This window comes from Flavobacterium sp. AC274 (genome assembly GCF_979258275.1).
Genome location: NZ_OZ409852.1, coordinates 2,050,787 through 2,071,569, shown reverse-complemented (window position 1 = coordinate 2,071,569; position 20,783 = coordinate 2,050,787). Strand labels below are relative to the sequence as shown.

Sequence of the window (20,783 nt, the reverse complement as noted above, 5' to 3'; positions counted from 1 at the left end):
TCTAAAAATCATGAAAAATTATTATACTAAATATACCTATATATTTTCGTTTTTTCTTTTAGCAGGACTTACAGGCTGCGATGATGCACTAGATGTTGATTTGCCAAGTAATCAGTTATCATCTTCAACTGTATACCAATCAGATGTTACTGCCGAAGCTGCCGTAAACGGAATTTACCAAAGCATGGTCGAATCTGCTTATTATAATGATCTGCATTCTGTTCTTGGCGAAACTTCAGATGAGTTAGTTCCCAGAACAGGTATTGCCAACGTTTACAGCTCTAACGAAATCCCTGAAAATGACGGATCGATGAGCAGCATGTGGGGCCAATTTTATAAAACGATTTATAATGCTAATAATGTAATAGAAGGAATTAGCAAAAGCACCACACTTAATCCTGCTAAAAGCAAACAATGGCTTGCCGAAGCAAAATTCTTAAGAGCTTATGCCCATTTTTACCTAACCAATATCTGGGGTGATGTACCTTTAATATTATCGACAAATATAGACGTAACTGCCTTGGCACCAAAAACTGCTCAGCAGGCGGTTTATACTCAAATTGTTCTTGATCTTACAGATGCTTCAAAAGATCTTCCGGTTAATTATGACAATTATGATGACGAAAGAATCAGAGCTACAAAATGGGCTGCCGAAACTTTATTGGCAAGAGTAAATTTGTATTTAGGAAATTGGAATGAAGCTGATGCTCATGCCTCTGCCGTAATAAATCAAAGCGACACTTACAAAATCGTTACCGGTTTAACAGATACCAACAATCCGTTTATTGCTGATAACGAAGAAGCTATCCTGCAAATACCGTACTTTAATGTTACCTATACTTATGAAGGATCTGCTGTATTTACAGCCGGAGGTACTTTTTTACTAAGAAAAGGGAATGCTCTTTTTGAAACCGGTGATGACAGAAAAACAAACTGGACAATTGATATCAGTAACAATGCCGGCGTCTTTTTAGGCATTGCACCCTATAAATACAAAAATAACTTTAATGATTCTCCTGCAGAGCGTTCTACAATATTAAGATTAGCAGAACTTTATCTGATAAGAGCAGAAGCCCGTGTGAAATTAAATAATATTACTGGCGCTCAGGAAGATATCAATGTAATCAGAAACAGAGCATTATTAGAATCAACATCTTTAACAGATCCTACCCAGTTATCAGATTTAATTGCTTTGGAAAGACAACGTGAGTTTTTTGCAGAATGCGGTCACAGATGGCTGGATCTTAAAAGAACCGGAAAACTTGATGAAACACTTTCTGTTTTAGCCGATAAAATCTGGAAATCTACGGATAATTTATATCCAATTCCCGAAGATGCTATTCGTTCGAATCCCTTCTTAATTCAAAATACAGGATACTAAATATTAAAATAATGCGGGAATGTGTTTTCAGTAAAAATACATTCCTGCATTTTAAAAAACACTATGGAAACAACAATTGTAAGAGTTGAGGACTTGTCGCATCAATATAGTAAGGATTGGGCGATACAAAATATTAGTTTTGAAATCAAAGAAAACAGGATTTTAGGGCTTCTGGGATCTAACGGAGCAGGAAAATCGACCACAATGAATATTCTTTGCGGAGTTTTAAACCAAACCAAAGGCAATATTTTTATCGACGGAATTAATTTAAAAGAAAACCCGGTTGAAGCTAAAAAACTAATTGGATTTTTGCCTCAAACGCCACCTTTGCATTTAGATTTAACAGTAAATGAATACTTAACGCATTGTGCAGAATTACGTCATGTAAAAAAAGAAGATTTAAAAAATGCCGTGGAAAGAGCTAAGGAACAATGCGGAATTTCACATTTCAGCAATCGTTTAATCCGCAATTTATCAGGAGGATACAGACAGCGTGTGGGTATTGCACAGGCCATTATTCACGAACCGAAATTAATAGTTTTAGATGAGCCAACAAACGGACTGGATCCTAACCAGATTTTAGAAGTTAGAAATTTAATCAAGAAAATCTCAAAAGATAAAGCGGTTATCTTCTCTTCTCACATTTTATCTGAAGTTCAGGCAACCTGTCAGGAAATTAGAATGATCGAAAACGGACACATGGTTTTTGCAGATTCTCTCGAAGCTTTTAACAATCATATTGAAGCCAATACATTAACGGCTAGTTTCGAAAATCCACCTGAAATTAAGGTTATCAAAGATATTCCTGAAGTTCTAAATGCTGTTTTTCTTTCGGATAAAAAAATGCAGATCACTTTTGAAGGTACACAGGAAATTGCCGAAAAAATTGTAGCGCTCAGCGTTTATAACAATTGGAAATTGCGTGAAATTCAATTCGAGAAAGTTTCTCTTGATGAAATTTTTGCACAATTATCTAAAAAAGCGCCTTCTAAAAACTCTCCTACTTCTTAAAAAATAAACAAATGAAAACAATATATAGAATCGCTAAAACAGAACTCAACACCATGTTTTATTCGCCTGTTGCATGGGTTGTTTTAGTAATATTTTCGATCCAGTCGAGCTGGAAATTCTTTGACACACTCGAACGTTTTGAAAAGGGTCAAAAAATGGGACAAAACATGGATAACATGACACAAGTCATATTTTCTGGATTTAGTGGTCTTTTTACCGAAATGCAAAATTATTTATACCTCTATGTTCCCCTATTGACAATGGGATTAATAAGCCGCGAAATCAATAGCGGTTCTATCAAACTTTTACTTTCATCACCCATCCAAATTAAAGATATCGTATTGGGTAAATTCCTCGCCATTGCCGGTTACTGCTTATTATTTATGGCAATTCTGGGTTTAATTGGTGTCTCCGCTTATTTTTGTATTGATAATTTAGACATTAGTTTTGTTTTATCAGGCCTTTTGGGCTTGTATTTATTGGTTTGCACATACGCTGCAATTGGTTTGTTCATGTCTTGTCTTACTTCTTATCAGGTTGTGGCTGCCATTAGTACTTTAGTAGTTTTAGCGGGTTTAAACTTTGTAGGCAAACTATGGCAGGATATTGATTATGTCAAAGATCTAACATATTTCCTTTCTATTTCCGGCCGCGCCAATGAAATGATCGAAGGGCTTATTGTGAGTAAAGATGTGCTTTACTTTATTTTGGTGAGTACGCTTTTTATTGGTTTGAGTATTTTTAAATTACAAACAGGCAGAGATGCTCAGACTGTTTCAAAAAGAGTTTTAAAATATAGCGGATTAGTCGTTGCAATTTTTTCACTTGGTTATATTACTTCCAGAGCTCCTTTGACTTTTTATGCAGATATGACGCGCACAAACGACAGAACACTAACCAAAGCAAGTCAGGAAATTGTAAAAAAGATCGACGGGCCTATCAAAATCACCACTTATGTCAACCTGTTAGATATTAATTATTATATGGGTATGCCGTATTCTCAAAATCAGGATTTTGCCAGTTTTGACAAATACTCTCGTTTTTTACCTCAGATACAAATGGATTATGTGTATTATTACGATACGTCTACAAACACAGCCTTGTATGAGCAAAATCCGGGATTGAATGACAAACAACTGGCAGAAAAATTGCTGGAAACTCAGGATATAAAACTAAAAAAATTATACTCTCCTGACGAAATAAACAAAATAATCAACTTAAAACCAGAACAAAACAGAGTTGTGAGAACGGTTGAATACAACGGAAAGAAAACGTATTTACGTATGTACGATGACATGTTTAAAATTCCTTTTGAAAAAGAAATTTCAGCTTCATTAAAACGTTTGGTTACAACTCCCGTAAAAATTGTTTTTGCTACAGGAAACATGGAAAGAAGCATTGAAAAAAATGGAGACAAAAATTACAAAATAGGTTTCAAAGAAATAACCTTCAGAAACTCTTTAATCAATCAGGGATTTGATGTTGCTTCTGTAGATATTAATGCACAGAATATTCCGCAACAAACTGATATTTTAATTGTTGCCGATCCCAAAACGCAGTTAAGTCAGGGAGCCATTGATCGCATCAGCCAATATATCGATCAGGGAAAAAACGTAATGCTTTTGGCAGAACCTGAAACCAACACAGCGTTAACCCCAATTACAGCTAAATTAGGTTTAGGTTTTACCAAACAAACACTTGTTCAGGAAAGCGAAACAAATGCGCCGGATTATCTCGTTACTGAATTTGAAAAAACAATTGACACAACGGTTATTAAATTACATAAAAGTCAATATACAATTCCTCTTTTGGGAAGCAGCGGAATCATTACTGCAAAAGATGCCGGATTTAAAGTGACGCCGTTATTAAAAACAAACAGTCAGCCGGTTTGGGAATCTCCAGCAGGAATTAGTTCCATTTCTCAAGATTTAAAGAAGCAGCCATCGACTAAAGCTGTGCCGCTTGTTGTAGCCTTAACGAGAAATATTAACGGTAAATCGCAAAAAATAATTGTGGCCGGAGATGCCGATTTTATGGGCAACGCCGAATTAGGCCGTCAGCAATCAGGAACGTTTCAGTTTTTTACCGATGTTTTTACGTGGTTCAGCAATTACGAATTTCCTATTGATACCACACGTCCTAAATCTACAGATAATAAAATAATTGCAAGTACAAATCAGGTTTTTATCACTAAAATTACCTTCATTGCTCTATTTCCGTTATTGATAATAGCAACTGGCGCTTTTATATTAATTAGAAGAAACAGAAGATAAAAAACAACAAAATGAATACTAAAAAAATATCATCATTGGACTTTTAGTGTTATCTTTTCAAGGCGCATTGGCTCAGTTCAAAACCACAATTCCGCTGGATAAAAATGTAACAACCGGCAAACTAAAAAACGGTTTAATCTATTATATTCTGCACAACGAAGAACCAAAAGACCGCGCCAGTTTTTACTTTGTTCAAAATGTGGGTGCCATTCTCGAAGAAGACAATCAAAACGGATTGGCACACTTTTTAGAACACATGGCTTTTAACGGAACAGAACATTTTAAAGGCAAAGGAATTATCAAAATGCTCGAAAAAGACGGCGTAAGTTTTGGTAAAGACATTAACGCTTATACTGCTCAGGATGAAACAGTTTACAACATTAGCGGCGTTCCGGTAAATAATGAAACGCTTATCGATTCTACACTTTGGGTATTGCACGACTGGTCCGGTTCTCTTTCATTAACAAATGAAGAAATAGATGCCGAAAGAGGTGTAATCAGAGAAGAATGGAGAACCAGACGAACAAGCGATTTTCGTCTAAAAGGTCAAACGGATCAGTTTTTATACAAAGGTTCAAAATATGCGCAAAGAGATGTTATTGGCGATTTAAACATCATTAATAATTTCAAATACGAAGAACTTAGAAATTATTACAAAAAATGGTATCGCCCGGATTTACAAGCTGTAATTATTGTAGGAGATATTGATGTAAAAGCTATTGAACAAAAAGTTAAAACCATATTTTCGACTATTCCGCTGGCTAAAAAAGTGGCCGAAAGAAAGTATTTTGATATTCCGAAACACAACGAATTGTATTTTGGCATCGCTACTGATAAAGAAGCTTCATCAACCAGCATTACGTTGCAATATGTTCTCGATGAACCATTGGTAAAAGATGTTTCGGTTACCAGAAAAAACGTTATGAATTCTTTGTACACTAGTATTTTGAACAATCGTTTGAAAGAATTATTACTGAAAAACCAAAATTCGAGTTTGAGTTTAAAAACCTATTTTGAACCAATTTCAAGATTAAACACTTCTTTTAATATTTCGGCTTTAGCCAAAAAAGGAAAAGTATTGGCCTCTTTTGAAGAAGTGTATACCGAAACCGAAAGAATGAAAAGATACGGCGCAATTCAATCAGAATTGGAGCGAACCAAGAAAAATTTTATAAGCTCTTATGATGATTTCATTAAAAATAAAGACAAAGTAAACAGCGATGATTGGGCCGATAAACTGACCAATTATTTCCTGAAAGCAAAACCTTTTCTTTCGCCTGAAGATGATTATGATCTTATTGTTGGGATCCTAAAAAACATTTCGCTGGAAGAATTAAACGCTTACGCGAAAACCATTCAGCAGCCTAATAATCAGGTCGTTTTAATTAGCGGTTCTGATAAAGATCAGAATGAATTCCCTAAAAAAGAAGCTGTTGTTGAGATAATGAAAAAGGTCGAAAACAGTACTATGGAACCATATTCAAAAAAAGAAAACAAAGAACCCTTAATTGCTTTAGACCTAAAACCTGTCGCTGTTAAAAGTACGTTTGAAATTGCCGGAATAGACAAAGCAAAAGGTTATACGCTTGAAAACGGTGCCAAAATAATTATTTTGCCAACCACTTACTCTCAGGATCAGATTGTATTTAGTGCTTTTGGAAAAGGTGGAAAATCTTTGGTAAAAACAGAAGATTTGGCCTCTGCAGAAATTGCAACCACATTGGCAAGATCTTCCGGATTGGGCAATTTTGACATTACGGCATTAAAAGAAAAACTAACCGGAAAAGTAGCTCAGGCTTCACCTTTTATTACAGACAACACCGAAGGTTTTCAAGGAAGTAGCAATCAGGCTGATCTTGAAACGATGCTGCAATTGCTGTATCTTTCTTTTGAAGCGCCGCGTTTTGATCCTACTATTTTTGAGATTTTAAAATCGCAATATCAAAACCGTTTAGAAAATCTTAAAAAAGATAATGACAACGCTTTTAATGATACGGTTGCATTGGCGAATTCAAACCATAATCCCAGAACTTTTCTTTTTAATGAAGAATTTCTAAAAAATATTGACCTGAAAAAATCAGAGCAAATCTATAAACAGAGAATCAATAACGCTGCTGATTTTACTTTTGTTTTTGTTGGAAACATTCCGGATTCGGCTTTAGGTTTAATTCAGAAATATATCGGAAATATTAAAAGCAATCCCGCTGCAACAGAAACTTTTAAAGATCATAATATAGAACCTGCCAAAGGAAAAACCAAAGTAGTGTTTAAACGTCCAATGGAAGTGGCAAAAACCACAGCCTATTTGAGTATAACCGGTAAAATGGAATACAGTGAAGAAAATGCATTGGGTATGTATGTGATTGGCGAATTGCTTTCGAAACGCTTTTTGCAGACCATTCGCGAGGAAGAAGGCGGAAGTTATGGCGTAAATGTGAGCGGAAGTCTTTTGACAACACCAAAACAAGCATTTGATCTTTCTTTGAGTTTTGATTGTAACCCTGACAAACAAGAGAAATTAATGCAAATTGTATGGCAGGAAATCAATGATTTAAAATCGAAACCGGTTAATGCAAATGACTTGGAAGACATTAAAAAAGCGCTTTTGAAAAACAGAGAAGAATCAATGAAAACCAATTCTTTCTGGAGTGATAAAATCTATAATATTACAATGAATCAGGTTCGGTTTTTACAGGACGCCGATTATAAAATTTTAATTTCTAAAATTAATCAGAAAACTATTCAGCAGTTAAGCAAGCAAATTTTGGATAGTTCTAATAGTGTTGAGGTAATTATGAATCCGGAAAGGTAAATCCGGAAAAATAAGAACTTTAGAATACTTTTTATTTTTTATTAGTCATTAAAGGTTGCCTTTTGCCAGGCAGCCTTTTCTGGCTTGATTTAATTGACGTAAATGCGCGATTCATTTAAATAAAAAAGCGCAAAGTCAGAGACATTTGCGCTTTACACTAGAAACCTTAATGGAACGGTGCATCGATTAATTGAATAAAATCTAATTTTTATTTTACAATTTTTATCGTTTTAGCAGCTTTTCCATTACCATTTATTTTTAGAAAGTAAATTCCTTTTGATAAGTTTTTATTGGATAAATCTAATTGTTCGGTATTCGATCCTTCGCTATAATTTTTATTTTTAACCAAATTAGAAACTAAAACTCCTTTAACATCATATAAATCAACGCTTAAATTAGTAGATTCTTTTAATTCTAAATTTAAAGTTGGATAATCATTTACAGGATTTGGACTTATATTGATCTTATTTTCCGTTTTAGCAAAATCAATTGTTGATAATACTGTTGTATTATTTATTCTCGCTAAAACAAAACTGCCTTTATTTCCAGCCATAACGATTTTATTATCTGGCTGAACAAGCATCGTTTCAAAATAATCATGTCCTGTTCCAAAATTAGTCATAAAATAACCATTTGTACCAAATGAAGTATTTAAGACTCCGCTCAAATTATAGGATTCTATACCAAAATTATAATCACTTGTTAATCCTACTCCATATCCTACAAGTAAATTATCATTGTGATCGATTGTAATATCGTTTGCAAAACTTGCTATATTATTGCCAAAATCTCTTAAAATTTTACCATTCACTCCAAATGAGTTATCGGCAATACCACTTGCAGAATATTTTGATATAAAAGCAGAATATTTTACCCCGTCAAAGGATGCACCGCCAATATAAATATCATTGTTTTTTGAAATTACACATTTGTACAATAATGCAATTATTCTATAATCTTCTTCAATAAGTCCAGTTCCATTTGGTCCAAAACTCGTTACGATCTCACCATTAGCATTATATTTTCCTACAACACAATCAGGTCCGTAATTATTTCTTCCTACGGCTATAATATTTTCATTGTCAGCAAATTTCATGTCCATTATTTCTCCACCCGAAAGGTCAGGAGTAAATACAAATCCACTAACGCCGTATGTTTGATCTAAACTCCCGTTTGTATTAAATCTGGCTAAGCCAAAGGTAGCAAATGCAGGATTATCTACAGATTCAAATGAACCTCCAACAACCATTTTACCGTCTGCCTGAATTAATAATGCATTTACAGATTGTGAATAATCCATGGTTTCAACTTTAATACCATCAGTATCAAAAGTTGTATCTAAACTTCCGTTTTCATTATATCTTACAATCATGATATCAGTTCGAACTGCACCTTGTGATGGAACATAAGTGCTGCCCGCAACAACAATTTTACCATCCGTTTGCAAAGCTACACTTTGTCCTGTACAGTGATTTCCCACTAAAGTTGTTACATATCCGCCAGTTCCAAATGTGGTATCTAACGCTCCGTTTGGTAAATATCTGGCAAGTAAAAAAGCAGAGCCGTCAGCATACGAATTGCTATTACCTGCTAATATGATTTTCCCGTCAGATTGTAAAACCGAATCATTTACCAGGTTGTTTCCCGGAACTCCTGGAATTCCGGTAAATGTAGTCACTTTACCTCCGTTCCCGAATGTTGCATCAAGTGTTCCTGCCTGAGAAAATACTGTATTTGAAAATAATAATAAAAGCACTAGCGTGCCAAAAATGGGTAAAGCTCTTTTCATTCAATAGTTTTTTAAGGTTTAATTTTAGGTGAAAATTGAGATATCGACTTTTTTCGATGGCTAATTTAGTCCTATTATACTCATTATCCTAATTGATGTTGAAGCGACAGACATAAGATTATTGATAATTACCGCTAGCAGACAGCTTATTATTTCCACATTAAAATAAAATCAATCAAATTATCAATAATAATTTTGAGCCAATTTTTTCCATTTCCTGTTTTTTCAGTTTTTTCCATTACATACTTTTCTTATTATCAATAGTTTAAGGGATTAAAGTGTTTTTATCTGTGGAAATCTTGTAATCTGTGGCACATTTTATTTACAAAGTAAACCTAGAGAAAAATTATGAATTATAAAGCAAACTCGCAGCTCCCAATAATGCTGCAATTTCATTATCTGCAGAAATAGAAACTTTGATTTCAATGTTGTTTTCTTTTAATTTTCTGTTGAAAGAATTCAGGAAAAATTCACTTGCATTTGCTATTTTTCCGCCAATGATAAAACTTTCTGCTTCAAATTTTTCTAACCACGAAAGTACAACCAAAGCCAGATCCTCACCCATTTCTTCAAAAACCTGTATGGCAATTTTATCTTCGGCTACAGCCAAATTAAAAAGTTCTAAGCCGTTATTCAGTTTTTTTCCGGTTAACGATTTGTAATTATTTAAAAGTCCGCGAACCGAAACGTAATCTTCGGCAATTCCGTTTTTATAAGGAAGATTCCAGATTTCTCCATCCTGAGGAACTGATTCTCCGGTAGAAATCGAAACTCCTTTATCAATAAAACAAGCGCCAAACCCGGTTCCAAGGGTTACTGCCATTACTTTTTTTGAAAGATTTTCAGAGTTTTTAAAAACTTCGCCTTTACCAAAACAAACAGCATCATTTTCAAAAAGAATCGGAAAATCGCTTGAAAGATTTAGTGTTTCATGAAGCAAATCACGCACATTTAAACCGTAAAAATGTTCGTATTTTGATTGGTCTTTTATCATGCAGATTCCGCTTTCATAATCAAACGGACCGGGCATACAAATCGCCAGACCTTTTATATTTTCTACCTTAGAATTTCTGATCGAAATTTCAATTGCTTTTTTCCAGACAGCCATGACTTTTTCAACCGGCATATTAGAATCGAAACATTCTTTATGCAGCGAAAGGTCAATCACTTTCATATCTAAAATATTGATAACCGCAGCGGTAATATGTGTTCCTCCAATATCTATTCCTACAGCGTAGTTTTTATTCATGCTTTTGTATTTTTTTACCATTAAGAGATTAACAAAATCAAGACACATAGAATTAAATCAAGTACAATTCCTTAATTTTTCTTAATCTCTTAATGGTTTAATATTTTTTAATTAAATGTTTTTGTCTTTTAAAATCTGAGGATATTTGATGCTCGTGTGAACAATCATTTCTCCAAAAAGTGTATTTGCCCACGCGAACCATTTTCGGGTAAATTTGGCAACATCATCTTTATGAAATGATTCGTGCATAAAACCGGTATCAGCATTGGTTTTTATCAAATTGCTGATACACATTTTGATTTCTTTTTCATCTACACTTGTAATGGCTCTTAAAACAATACTCATTGGCCAAATCGTATCAACTCCCGTATGCGGACCTCCAATTCCTTCTCCTGCTTTTCCTTTATAGAAAAACGGATTGTTTTCTGAAAGCACTACTTTTCGGGTATTCAAATAAAGCTGATTATCTGGTTCAATCGCACCTAAATAAGGCAATGACAATAACGAAGGAACATTAGCATCATCCATCATATGAAAACTGCCGTATCCGTTTACTTCAAAAGCAATTATTTTTCCAAATTTTGGATGTTCGATGATTCCGTTTTCTTCTAATCCTTTCTGAACCTGAGCTCTTAGTTCTTTGGCTTTGGCAACCAGATTATCATCTTTTAAGGCTGGCAAAGAGAAAATTTCGATCAGATATCCAAGTACTTCAATCGCAAACATATTACTCGGAATTAAATAGCCAAATAAAGTGCTGTCGTCACTTGGTCTGAAAGTCGAAACAATTAGTCCGCAAGGTTTTACAGGATATCCGTATCCTCCTAACGGAACGCCATCTGTTGCCCACGCTGTTTGACGCTGAAAACTATAAGGACCTTTCCCATCTAATCTTTGCTGTTCTTTAAATGTTTGTAATACCAAAAGCATGGCTTCTTTCCACTTACTATCAAATAAGCTTATGTCTCCAGTCTCCTTCCAGTAGCCATGCGCCAGGCGAATTGGGTAACATAAACTGTCTATTTCCCATTTGCGTTCATGAATACCGGGCTGCATTTTGGTTAAATCATTTTTCCACTCGCTTTCTTTTGTAAAATCTTTATAAAAGGCATTGGCATAAGGATCTAATAAAATACATTTCGCCTGACGATTGATTACGCCTTTTACCAATTCTGCCAGTTTTTTATCTTCTTTTACAAACGGAATATACGGCCAAATCTGAGCAGTACTATCCCGAAGCCACATCGCATCGATATCGCCGGTAATGACGTAAGTATCGGGTTTTCCATCAATAATTTCAAAATCAACTGTGGTGTCTAAAGTATTTGGAAAACAATTTTCGAACAGCCACGCAAGCTCCGGATTGGCAATTTGTTTTTTGATGCGGACAATTGCTTTTTCTACAGCTTCGCTTGTAAATTTCCTTTCTGCCAATGGAGGCCTTTTGCTGATAAAATCTTTAAGTGCAAAATTGAAAGTATCTGACGGAAGTGCAAAAACATCGGTTTGAAGTGCCAATAATCCGGCAGAAAAAATGCCTGTATTTTTTATAAATTTTCTACGTGAGTGCATACTATTATTTTGAATTTGAATAAGAATAAGGATAGTTTTTTGCTGAAGTTCCTCTTTTTAAATTAGGAGAACTTGTCATATCGAAATTTAATTCGCCGCCTTCTAATACATCAAAATGGTTGATATAATTATTGGAATAATTTTTATTGCCCCATTCTAACTCTTCGACATATCGGTTAATTTCAGAATTATCGGGAGCGTTGATAATAAACTGTTTTCCGTTTTCTAGTTGTAAGGTCACTTTTTTAAACAAAGGTGCTCCTAAAACATACTCTTCTGTTGCGGGGCAAACCGGATAAAATCCTATTGCAGAGAAAATATACCAGGCCGAAGTTTGTCCGTTATCTTCATCTCCACAATATCCATCCGGTGTTGGTTTGTATAAACGATTCATTACTTCTCTGGACCAATATTGTGTTTTCCACGGTTCTCCTGCATAATTATACAAATAAATCATATGCTGAATGGGTTGGTTTCCGTGCGCATATTGCCCCATATTCATGATTTGCATTTCTCGGATTTCATGAATTACAGATCCGTAATAACTGTCATCAAAAACCGGAGGCGTTGTAAAAACAGCATCTAATTTTGCTGTGAAATTTTTCTCGCCGCCCATTAAATCAATCAAACCCTGTATGTCATGAAAAACGCTCCAGCTATAATGCCAGGCATTTCCTTCTGTAAAAGCATCTCCCCATTTTAGCGGATTAAAATTGGTAGGAAAACTTCCGTCCAGATTTCTTCCGCTCATTAATCCGATTGCCGGATTATAAAGATTTTTATAATTCATCATTCTTTTTTCGAATAACTTAATCTCTTTGTTTGGACGGTCTAAGGCTTTTGCCAGTTTCCAGATCGCAAAATCATCATAAGCATATTCAAGCGTTCTGGCAGCATTTTCGTTGATTTTTACATTATACGGAACATAACCTAATGTATTATAATACGAAACTCCTTTTCTGCCCACAGCATCCATCGGTCCTTCGTTGTTGGCTCCGTGTACTAAGGCTTCATACAATTTATTGATGTCATAACCACGCAACCCTTTCATGTAAGCATCAGAAACTACAGATGCCGAATTATTTCCAACCATCACATTTCTAAAACCGGGACTTGACCATTCGGGCAAAAATCCGCCTTCTTTATAATCATTAATTAAACCTTCCTGCATTTCCTTATTTATCGAAGGATAAACCAAATTTAGCAATGGATAAAGAGCACGAAAAGTATCCCAAAATCCTGTTCCTGCGTACATATAGCCCGGTAAAACCTTGCCGTTGTATGGACTGTAATGAATAGCATCACCATTAGCATCAATTTCGTATTGCTTTTGAGGAAAACAAGTCGCGCGATATAAACAGGAATAAAATGTTTTTAATTGTTCTTCACTCCCACCTTCGGCTTTAACTTTACTCAAAACAGTATTCCATTCTTTTTTAGAGTTTTCTAAAGTTTCCTGAAATGATGATGTTCCTAATTCGTTCTTTAAATTCAATTCCGCTTGTTCGGGACTAATAAATGATGAAGCTGTTTTTACATTTATTATTTCTCCTTTTTTGGTTTTAAAAGTGACTATTGCACCCACATGAATATTAGTTTTCTCTAATTTATCTTTTTCTAAAATTTTATCATGCCAAGTATAATTAGATGTAAATGGTTTGTCGAATACCAAAACAAAATAGTTTTTAAAATTCGTTGGAACTCCGCCACTATTGCGTGTTGTATAACCTATAATTTTATTTTCTGATGGAATTATTTTGATGTAAGATCCTTTATCAAAAGCATCAACAACTATAGATGATTTCTCGTTTTCCGGAAATGTAATTTGAAAATGTGCTGCTCTTTCTGTTGCTGTAATTTCTGTTGTAACATCATAATCAGCAAGATAAACGCTGTAGTAATATGGTTTTGAAACCTCAGCTTTATGGCTAAACCAACTTGCTCTTTCTGTTTCGTCAAAAACTATTTTGCCTGTTACGGGCATGATCGAAAATTGTCCGTAATCATTCATCCACGGCGAAGGCTGATGCGTTTGCTTAAATCCTCTAATTTTTTCGGCAGTATACGTATACGCCCATCCGTCTCCCATTTTACCGGTTTGCGGCGTCCAGAAATTCATTCCCCAAGGCCTGCAAATAGCGGGATAGGTATTTCCGTTTGAAAGATTGGGTAACGATTGTGTTCCCATTAATGGATTTACATATTCTACGGGATCCTGAATTTTATCCTGAGAATTTACTGTAAAGCAATGCAATAATGCCAAAAAAATAAATATGTTATTTTCATCTACTATTTTTATTATCCTGTAAGGTTTTCAAAACCTTGTAGGAGATGATACTGAATTCTTAAATCTACAATTATTGAGGTCTGTCTTCTTTTTTAACTCCAAAAGTCGACGAAGGTTTACTTCCCATAAATAATTTCAATTCTCCTCCGTTCGCAATCATATCGTGTGTGATATACGATTTTGCATACGGTTTTCCGTTGTATTCTGCTTTTTGAATATAGATATTTGTGGCATTGTTATCGATTGCTTTCAATGTAAATGAAATGCCTTTTTTATGATGAATTGTAGCTTCGTTTACCAATGGACTTCCCAAAACATAAATTCCATTTGCAGGATTAACAGAATAAAATCCCATTGAAGATAAAACATACCATGCCGACATTTGCCCTAAATCTTCATTTCCGCATAATCCGTCTGGTTTTGTCGAATAAAATTTATCATCAATTTCGCGAATTAATTTTGCAGTTTTCCAAGGCTGGCCTGCGTATGCATACAAATACGGAATATGATGATTGGGCTCGTTTCCTTGTGCATATTGTCCGATTAAGCCACTGATATCCGGAGAAACTTCTTCGCCTTCTACTTTATCTGTTATCAAAAATAATTGATCTAATTTTTCTAAAAACTTAGTTTCGCTTCCAAACAAATCAATTAAACCATATGGGTCCTGAGGAACCAGCCAGGTATATTGCCACGCATTTCCTTCTACATAATCGTCTTTTCGGTGTGCCGATGAAAGCGGGTTAAAAGGTGTTCGCCAATTTCCATCGGTTAATTTTCCTCGCATGAAAGTAGTTTCCTTATCAAAATAAAGTTTGTATAAATTGGCTCTTTTTGTAAAATAAGTATAATCTTCCGTCTTGTTCAAGGCTTTTGCCATTTGCGCTACACAGTAATCATCGATAGCATATTCTAAAGCGTTTCCAACAGATTCCAGCATTTTATCAGCAGGAATATATTCTAATTTCTGAACATAATCCATTCCGTCACGGGTTTGCATCGCCGTTTTTTTGATGGCTTCGTAGGCTAAATTAGTATCATAGTCTTTGTAGCCTTTTAAATAGGCGTCTACAATTACTGCTATCGAATGATTTCCGTTCATGGTATTGGTTTCATTGCCCATTAAATGCCAAACGGGTAATCTTCCCTGCTGTTGGTAAATTGCCAAAAATGATTTTACGATGTCATTAATTTTATCCGGCTGTGTAATGGTGTACAAAGGATGTAAACCTCTGTAAGTATCCCAAAGTGAAAAAGTCGTGTAATTGGTAAAATTGGCTTTTTCGCAAACCTTTTTGTCTGTTCCTCTGTAATCTCCATTTGCATCATTAAAAATAGAAGGCGCAAATGCAGTGTGATACAATGAAGTATAAAAAACCTTCATCGTTTTATCATTGGCTTTGATCTGGATTTTGCTTAATTCATTGTTCCATTTTGAGGTGGCTTCTTTGACTGTTTTATCAAAATCCCAATTCGGAATTTCGGTTTTTATGTTTGCTAATGCATTCTCGTAACTTACCGGGGAAATCCCAACTTTTACTAAAACCTGTTTGTTTTTTAAAGACGTAAAATCTAAAACTGCTTTCATTTTTAAACCTTCGCCTTCGTTTCCTGTAACAGCTGTTTTATCATCGTATAATGTCATGTTTGCAATTGATTCAGAGAATTCAATCGCAAAATAAACACGCTGATCGACAGCCCATCCCGAAGAGAAACGATAGCCAACAATCGTCTTGTCGTTTATTTTTTTAATGAAAGTTTTTACGGGTTTATCCCATCCTAAACCATCTGCAAGATCTAATAAAACATGGGAATCTGTAGCACCGTTAAAAGTATATTTATGAAAACCAACTCTTTCGCTGGCCGTTAGTTCTGCCTTGATTTTATATTTATCTAATAAAACACTATAATAACCGGGTTTACTTATTTCATTTTCATGAGAAAAATAAGAACCATAACCGTTTACCATATCTTCTTTTGTGCCTTTAAAAAGCGGCACTTTCCCTGAAACTGGAAGTAAAAGAATATCGTTTAAATCACCAATTCCGGTTCCGCTTAAATGCGTGTGCGTAAAACCTAAAATGGTATTACTGGCATAGTTGTAACCGCTGCACCAATCCCAGCCTTCAAAAATGTTTACGGGTCCTAACTGAACGGCCCCAAAAGGAACATTGGCGCCAACAAATACGTGACCGTGACCTGCTGAACCTATTAACGGATTTACGTATTGCGTGTAATCGATATTTTTTTCTTTTGCTTTCTTTTGCTGTGAAATTGCGGGATTTGCAAAAAATAGGTTTATCGCTAAAATACTGGTAAAGACTGTTTTGTTATACTTTGTAAACATTATTCTATATTTTTTATTTTACTTGTGTGTTGGGCCACGGATGACACGGATTTTGGCGGATTCTAACGGATTTTTTTTAATTCTTTGAACATAGGTTTAACCGCAAGGTTCGCAAAGTTTTTGCCTTTGAACCTCTGAACCTTTGCCACTTTGAACCTAAAACCTTAGTACCTTAGTATCTCAGTCCCGAAGCTTCGGGATAGAACCTTAATTAATATTTCTTCAAAACCTCATATAAAGAAAAAACTTTAATAACTGGCTCTTTAATTTTCCCTTCAAAAGAAATTGTTTTTTCTTCTCCTTCTTTCAAATCTATGTAATTATCGCTCCATTTTCCGGTATATCCTTTTATGGAAACATATACATATTTTGCTGGTTTCACAGCTTTTAAAGTTACTTTATTTCCTTTTACTACCCATGTTATTTTTGGATCTTCGAGTTTTAAATCGATTGGGCGTGTTAACTCAATTTCAGGGGTTTTGTCATCCCGATAGGCTTCTTTCATCGCGTACCATGCCGCTTTGGGCTGTCGATCGTAATAATCGGTTACGCTCCAGCTTGCTACGGGCCAGCAATCGTTGAGTTGCCAAACTAAAGTTCCCATATTGTAGGGTGCTTTTGAACGATGGATTCCGATGATATTTTTTAAAGCAAAATATTGCAGACATTGTGTGAGATAGGTATAATCTTCGACAGACATCTTTTTTATTTTTTCTGAACTGATGAAATAGCGATTCAAATAAGATTCTAATTTCGTAAATCCTTTTCCGGCTTTTTGATGTGCTTCGAGAATATCTGAATATAAATATCGGTCTTCGGGCAGGGTAAATTTTTCTATTGAAGAATAATTAGGCATTGCTTCCATTCCGTATTCGCTCACAAAACGTCCTGTTTTTTTCTCTGTGATTTCGATATCCTGCAAACCCCACCACGTTCCCCAATAATGACTGTCGCCTTGGGTAGTACTCTTTTCTTTTGACCAATGAAATAAAGGTGAAGAGCTAATGTAAGGTCTTTTTCCGTCGACTTCTTTTACCCATTTCGGAATACTGTCGTGAAACAATCGTACGTAATCATGCCACAAACGGGTTGAATCTTGTTTAGACATTTTCATGTTTTTTTGCCAGCCCCAACTTTTAAAAGCTTCATCGGCTTCATTGTTTCCGCACCATAAAACAATACTCGGATGATGTCGCAGGCGTTTTACCTGATACTGAACTTCTTCTTTTACATTATCAAAAAAAGCTTTGTCGCCCGGCACCATTGTTCCGGCAAACATAAAATCCTGCCAGACATTGATTCCGTATTGATCACATAAATCATAAAAATAATCGTCTTCGTAAATACCGCCGCCCCAAACACGAAGCATATTCATATTGGCATCTTTGGCAAGAGCAATTACTTTTTCATATTCTTTTTTGTTCATTCTCGAAAGAAAAGCATCTGACGGGATATAATTAGCGCCTTTCATATAAACTGGTTTTCCATCAATTTTAAAATAAAATGATTTACCAAGACTGTCAGGCTGTTGTATTAATTCTATTTTGCGATTTAGAACGTATGGTTTCTCCGAAGATTTTTCATCATAAGCTTCTAAACGCGGCGTTTTCCATATTCCACATGTGGTGAATTTTGGTCCCCAATCCCATCCAAAATGGTATTGTGCTTTGCGAACATAAGCTCGCGGATTATCGGGAATTATAAAGGGAAAATCTTTTTTTGCCAATGAATCGACTACATTTTGTGCCGATTTGAAAACAACAACCAAATCATTATTTCCTGATTTTAAAATTTTCTTTACATCTACACGCCATTGACGGAACATGTTATCAGCTTTTAAAACCAATTGGTTGTTTAGATAAACTGTTGCGTAGGTATCTAACCCATCAAAAACCAGTTCTGTATTTTTCTTTTTTAATGTTGATGCCGTAACTTTAAAAGTAGTTTTGTATTCCCAGTCTTTCTTTTCTATCCATTGTACTTTTTTTCATTGTCTCTGTAAAATGGATCCGGAATTGCTTTATTATTCAATAAATCAGTGTGAATTTCTCCCGGCACTGTGGCTGGAAACCATTTATCAGTTTTTGTTTCCCGATATTGCCAATCTTCTTTTATATCAATATTTTGAGCATTGACTACAAATGAGAAATTCGCAATATAAAGACATATTAACCAATAAAAGTTTTTTATAAATTTCATTTTTTATTTTTTTACTGCAAGTAACGGAAAGCGGATGACGCTGATTTAGGCGGATTTTTTCTGATAATCTTTGAATATAAATTTACTGTAAAGTGTAATTTTTTCTTCCTTTTGAACATAAAAATTTAACCGCAGAGTTCGCAAAGGTTTTACGCAATCCCGAAGTCTCGGGACGCAAAGTTTTTTTGAGGTTTGAGCATAAAAAGTTGATGTAAGTTCGCAAAGCTTTGTCTCTTTGAATCTCTGTCCCTCTGAACCTTCAAAAAAATAAGCCGGGCGCGGTACAGGTAATCCTACCCGGCTTAAGTCAAAAACTCAACTAACTGACTAAATTTAAACTATTGCTTATCCCACCAGATTCTGGTTGTCATTCTGTCTAATCCCTGACGGCTTATTGCTTGTTGATAATTATCTGCATTTGTTAAAAGCTCTGACTGATCGTAGATTAATCTTCTCGGAATTGTTCCGTTTGTTTCTCCCGTAGGATCATTTACCGGAACTAAAACCGGATATCCTGTTCTTCTGTATTCTGAAAAAGCTTCAAAACCATTAAACAACAATACAATCCATTTTTGAGTGATAATCTGTTCGATTTTTTCAGCATCAGTTCCTGCAGTTTTAAACGGATAAGTGGTGATGTAAGTGTTGTATTCTGCACTTGTAACGGCTGGAACTTTGTCTCCAAAAATGGTTAGTATTTCCATTGCTGCTTTTACACCGTTTTCATAATATTGCTGTGCACTTCCGCCAACGTTCCAGCCTTTTACTGCTGCTTCTGCCAATATGTATTGAACTTCGGCATATGACATAATTAATGTTGGTGCATCTAAACGTAATACGGTTGAAGTATTTGGGTCTGAGAAAACTTTTTTGTCTCCTCCCGGAAAGTCTTTAGCATCATTGGCAAGACCTTGTTGGTTTGCAGGGTTGTTGTCTCCCGTTGCTTCTAATTTGGCATAAATTCTTAAACGCGGATCGTTTGTGTTTTTCAATAAATCGATAAATGTTTTACTGAATTTTATGTTTGATTCTCCTTTGTTTAAATCATTTGTAACCCATGCAGATGTAATTGGGTTTGTTCTAACTCCTTGCGGACCTGCATCATGTTTTAAAACAAGGCTGTCATCATTTGAAGTAAAAACACCTTTTGAAACTGCTTTTTCTACATATTCTTTAGCTTTAGCCGGATTTACTTTAGATAAACGCATCGCTACTCTTAGCATTACGGAATTGGCCAATTTTTTCCATCTTGCAACATCGCTTTGGTAATACAAATCTGCTGCACCAACAAAACCTTTGTTAGCATCCAATGCTGTTCCGGCTTCGTCTAATTCTTTTAAAAGGTCATTGTAAATAGCTTCCTGAGTGTCATATTTTGGGGTAAAAATATTTCCATTGTATCCTTTTCCTGCTTCAAAATAAGGAACTTCTCCATAAGTATCTGTTAGTTTTTGAAACATTAAAACTTTCATAATTCTTAAAGCCTGAATTGTGTTTGAATTTTCATCAGTGTTTGGTAAAACCGACATTAACTGATAAATCTGGTTCAATCCTTTTCCGTAAGATTCTCCAAAAAGAGCCGCTGAATATTCAGAAGAATAGGTGTATTTTGAACCTGCTCCTCCTGGTGAAGAAAATTGCTGTACGATTTGTGCTGCATAAATGTTATTTCCTCGTGTATTAGAAAAATCCTGACCGTCAACATAAATCTCAGCAAGTGTAAACATCGATTTTATTGCAGGATCTGTTAAGGCATTTGGATTCGTATTCATTTCTTCAAATCCTTTATCGCATGATGCTAATGTCATGGCACTAACAATTGCGATACAAAATATTTTTATAGCTTTATTTTTCATCTTTTTA

The 20,783-nt window shown here is 35.0% G+C and carries 10 protein-coding genes and 1 pseudogene; 4 read left to right on the top strand and 7 right to left on the bottom strand.

Annotation, left to right across the window (positions count from 1 at the left end):
* Window positions 1–10: 10 nt before the first annotated feature.
* The 4 genes from ACZZZT_RS09720 (at window position 11) to ACZZZT_RS09705 (ending at window position 7,477) form a co-directional block, all read left to right on the top strand.
* Window positions 11–1,381, top strand: coding sequence for a RagB/SusD family nutrient uptake outer membrane protein (locus ACZZZT_RS09720; protein WP_463460207.1), 1,371 nt, complete (start codon window positions 11–13; stop codon window positions 1,379–1,381).
* A gap of 63 nt (window positions 1,382–1,444) precedes the next feature.
* Complete coding sequence (locus tag ACZZZT_RS09715) at window positions 1,445–2,392, top strand: ABC transporter ATP-binding protein (RefSeq protein ID WP_073395305.1); 948 nt, start codon at window positions 1,445–1,447, stop codon at window positions 2,390–2,392.
* Between the two features lie 11 nt (window positions 2,393–2,403).
* Window positions 2,404–4,665 (top strand): Gldg family protein, encoded by a 2,262-nt coding sequence (locus ACZZZT_RS09710; protein WP_463460206.1) that lies wholly within the window; start codon window positions 2,404–2,406, stop codon window positions 4,663–4,665.
* A gap of 46 nt (window positions 4,666–4,711) precedes the next feature.
* Window positions 4,712–7,477, top strand: coding sequence for a M16 family metallopeptidase (locus ACZZZT_RS09705; protein ID WP_463460205.1), 2,766 nt, complete (start codon window positions 4,712–4,714; stop codon window positions 7,475–7,477).
* 208 nt (window positions 7,478–7,685) lie between these two features.
* Here the strand turns inward: ACZZZT_RS09705 and ACZZZT_RS09700 are convergent, their stop codons facing one another.
* The 7 genes and pseudogenes from ACZZZT_RS09700 to ACZZZT_RS09670 form a co-directional block, all read right to left on the bottom strand.
* Window positions 7,686–9,266 (bottom strand): T9SS type A sorting domain-containing protein, encoded by a 1,581-nt coding sequence (locus tag ACZZZT_RS09700; protein ID WP_463460204.1) that lies wholly within the window; start codon window positions 9,264–9,266, stop codon window positions 7,686–7,688.
* A gap of 346 nt (window positions 9,267–9,612) precedes the next feature.
* Window positions 9,613–10,515, bottom strand: a complete 903-nt coding sequence (locus tag ACZZZT_RS09695) for an ROK family protein (RefSeq protein ID WP_463460203.1) — start codon at window positions 10,513–10,515, stop codon at window positions 9,613–9,615.
* Between the two features lie 111 nt (window positions 10,516–10,626).
* A complete protein-coding gene (locus ACZZZT_RS09690; protein WP_463460202.1) occupies window positions 10,627–12,087 on the bottom strand; it encodes a glycoside hydrolase family 125 protein in 1,461 nt (486 codons plus the stop codon).
* A gap of 4 nt (window positions 12,088–12,091) precedes the next feature.
* Entirely contained in the window at window positions 12,092–14,362 is a 2,271-nt protein-coding gene (locus ACZZZT_RS09685) for a GH92 family glycosyl hydrolase (protein WP_463462407.1), read from the bottom strand.
* A gap of 82 nt (window positions 14,363–14,444) precedes the next feature.
* A complete protein-coding gene (locus ACZZZT_RS09680; protein ID WP_463460201.1) occupies window positions 14,445–16,721 on the bottom strand; it encodes a GH92 family glycosyl hydrolase in 2,277 nt (758 codons plus the stop codon).
* A 211-nt stretch (window positions 16,722–16,932) separates the two neighbouring features.
* A pseudogene (locus ACZZZT_RS09675) lies at window positions 16,933–18,920 on the bottom strand (beta-mannosidase).
* A gap of 338 nt (window positions 18,921–19,258) precedes the next feature.
* Window positions 19,259–20,776: a SusD/RagB family nutrient-binding outer membrane lipoprotein gene (locus tag ACZZZT_RS09670; RefSeq protein WP_463460200.1), complete on the bottom strand. Its 1,518-nt coding sequence runs from the start codon at window positions 20,774–20,776 to the stop codon at window positions 19,259–19,261.
* Window positions 20,777–20,783 lie beyond the last annotated feature (7 nt).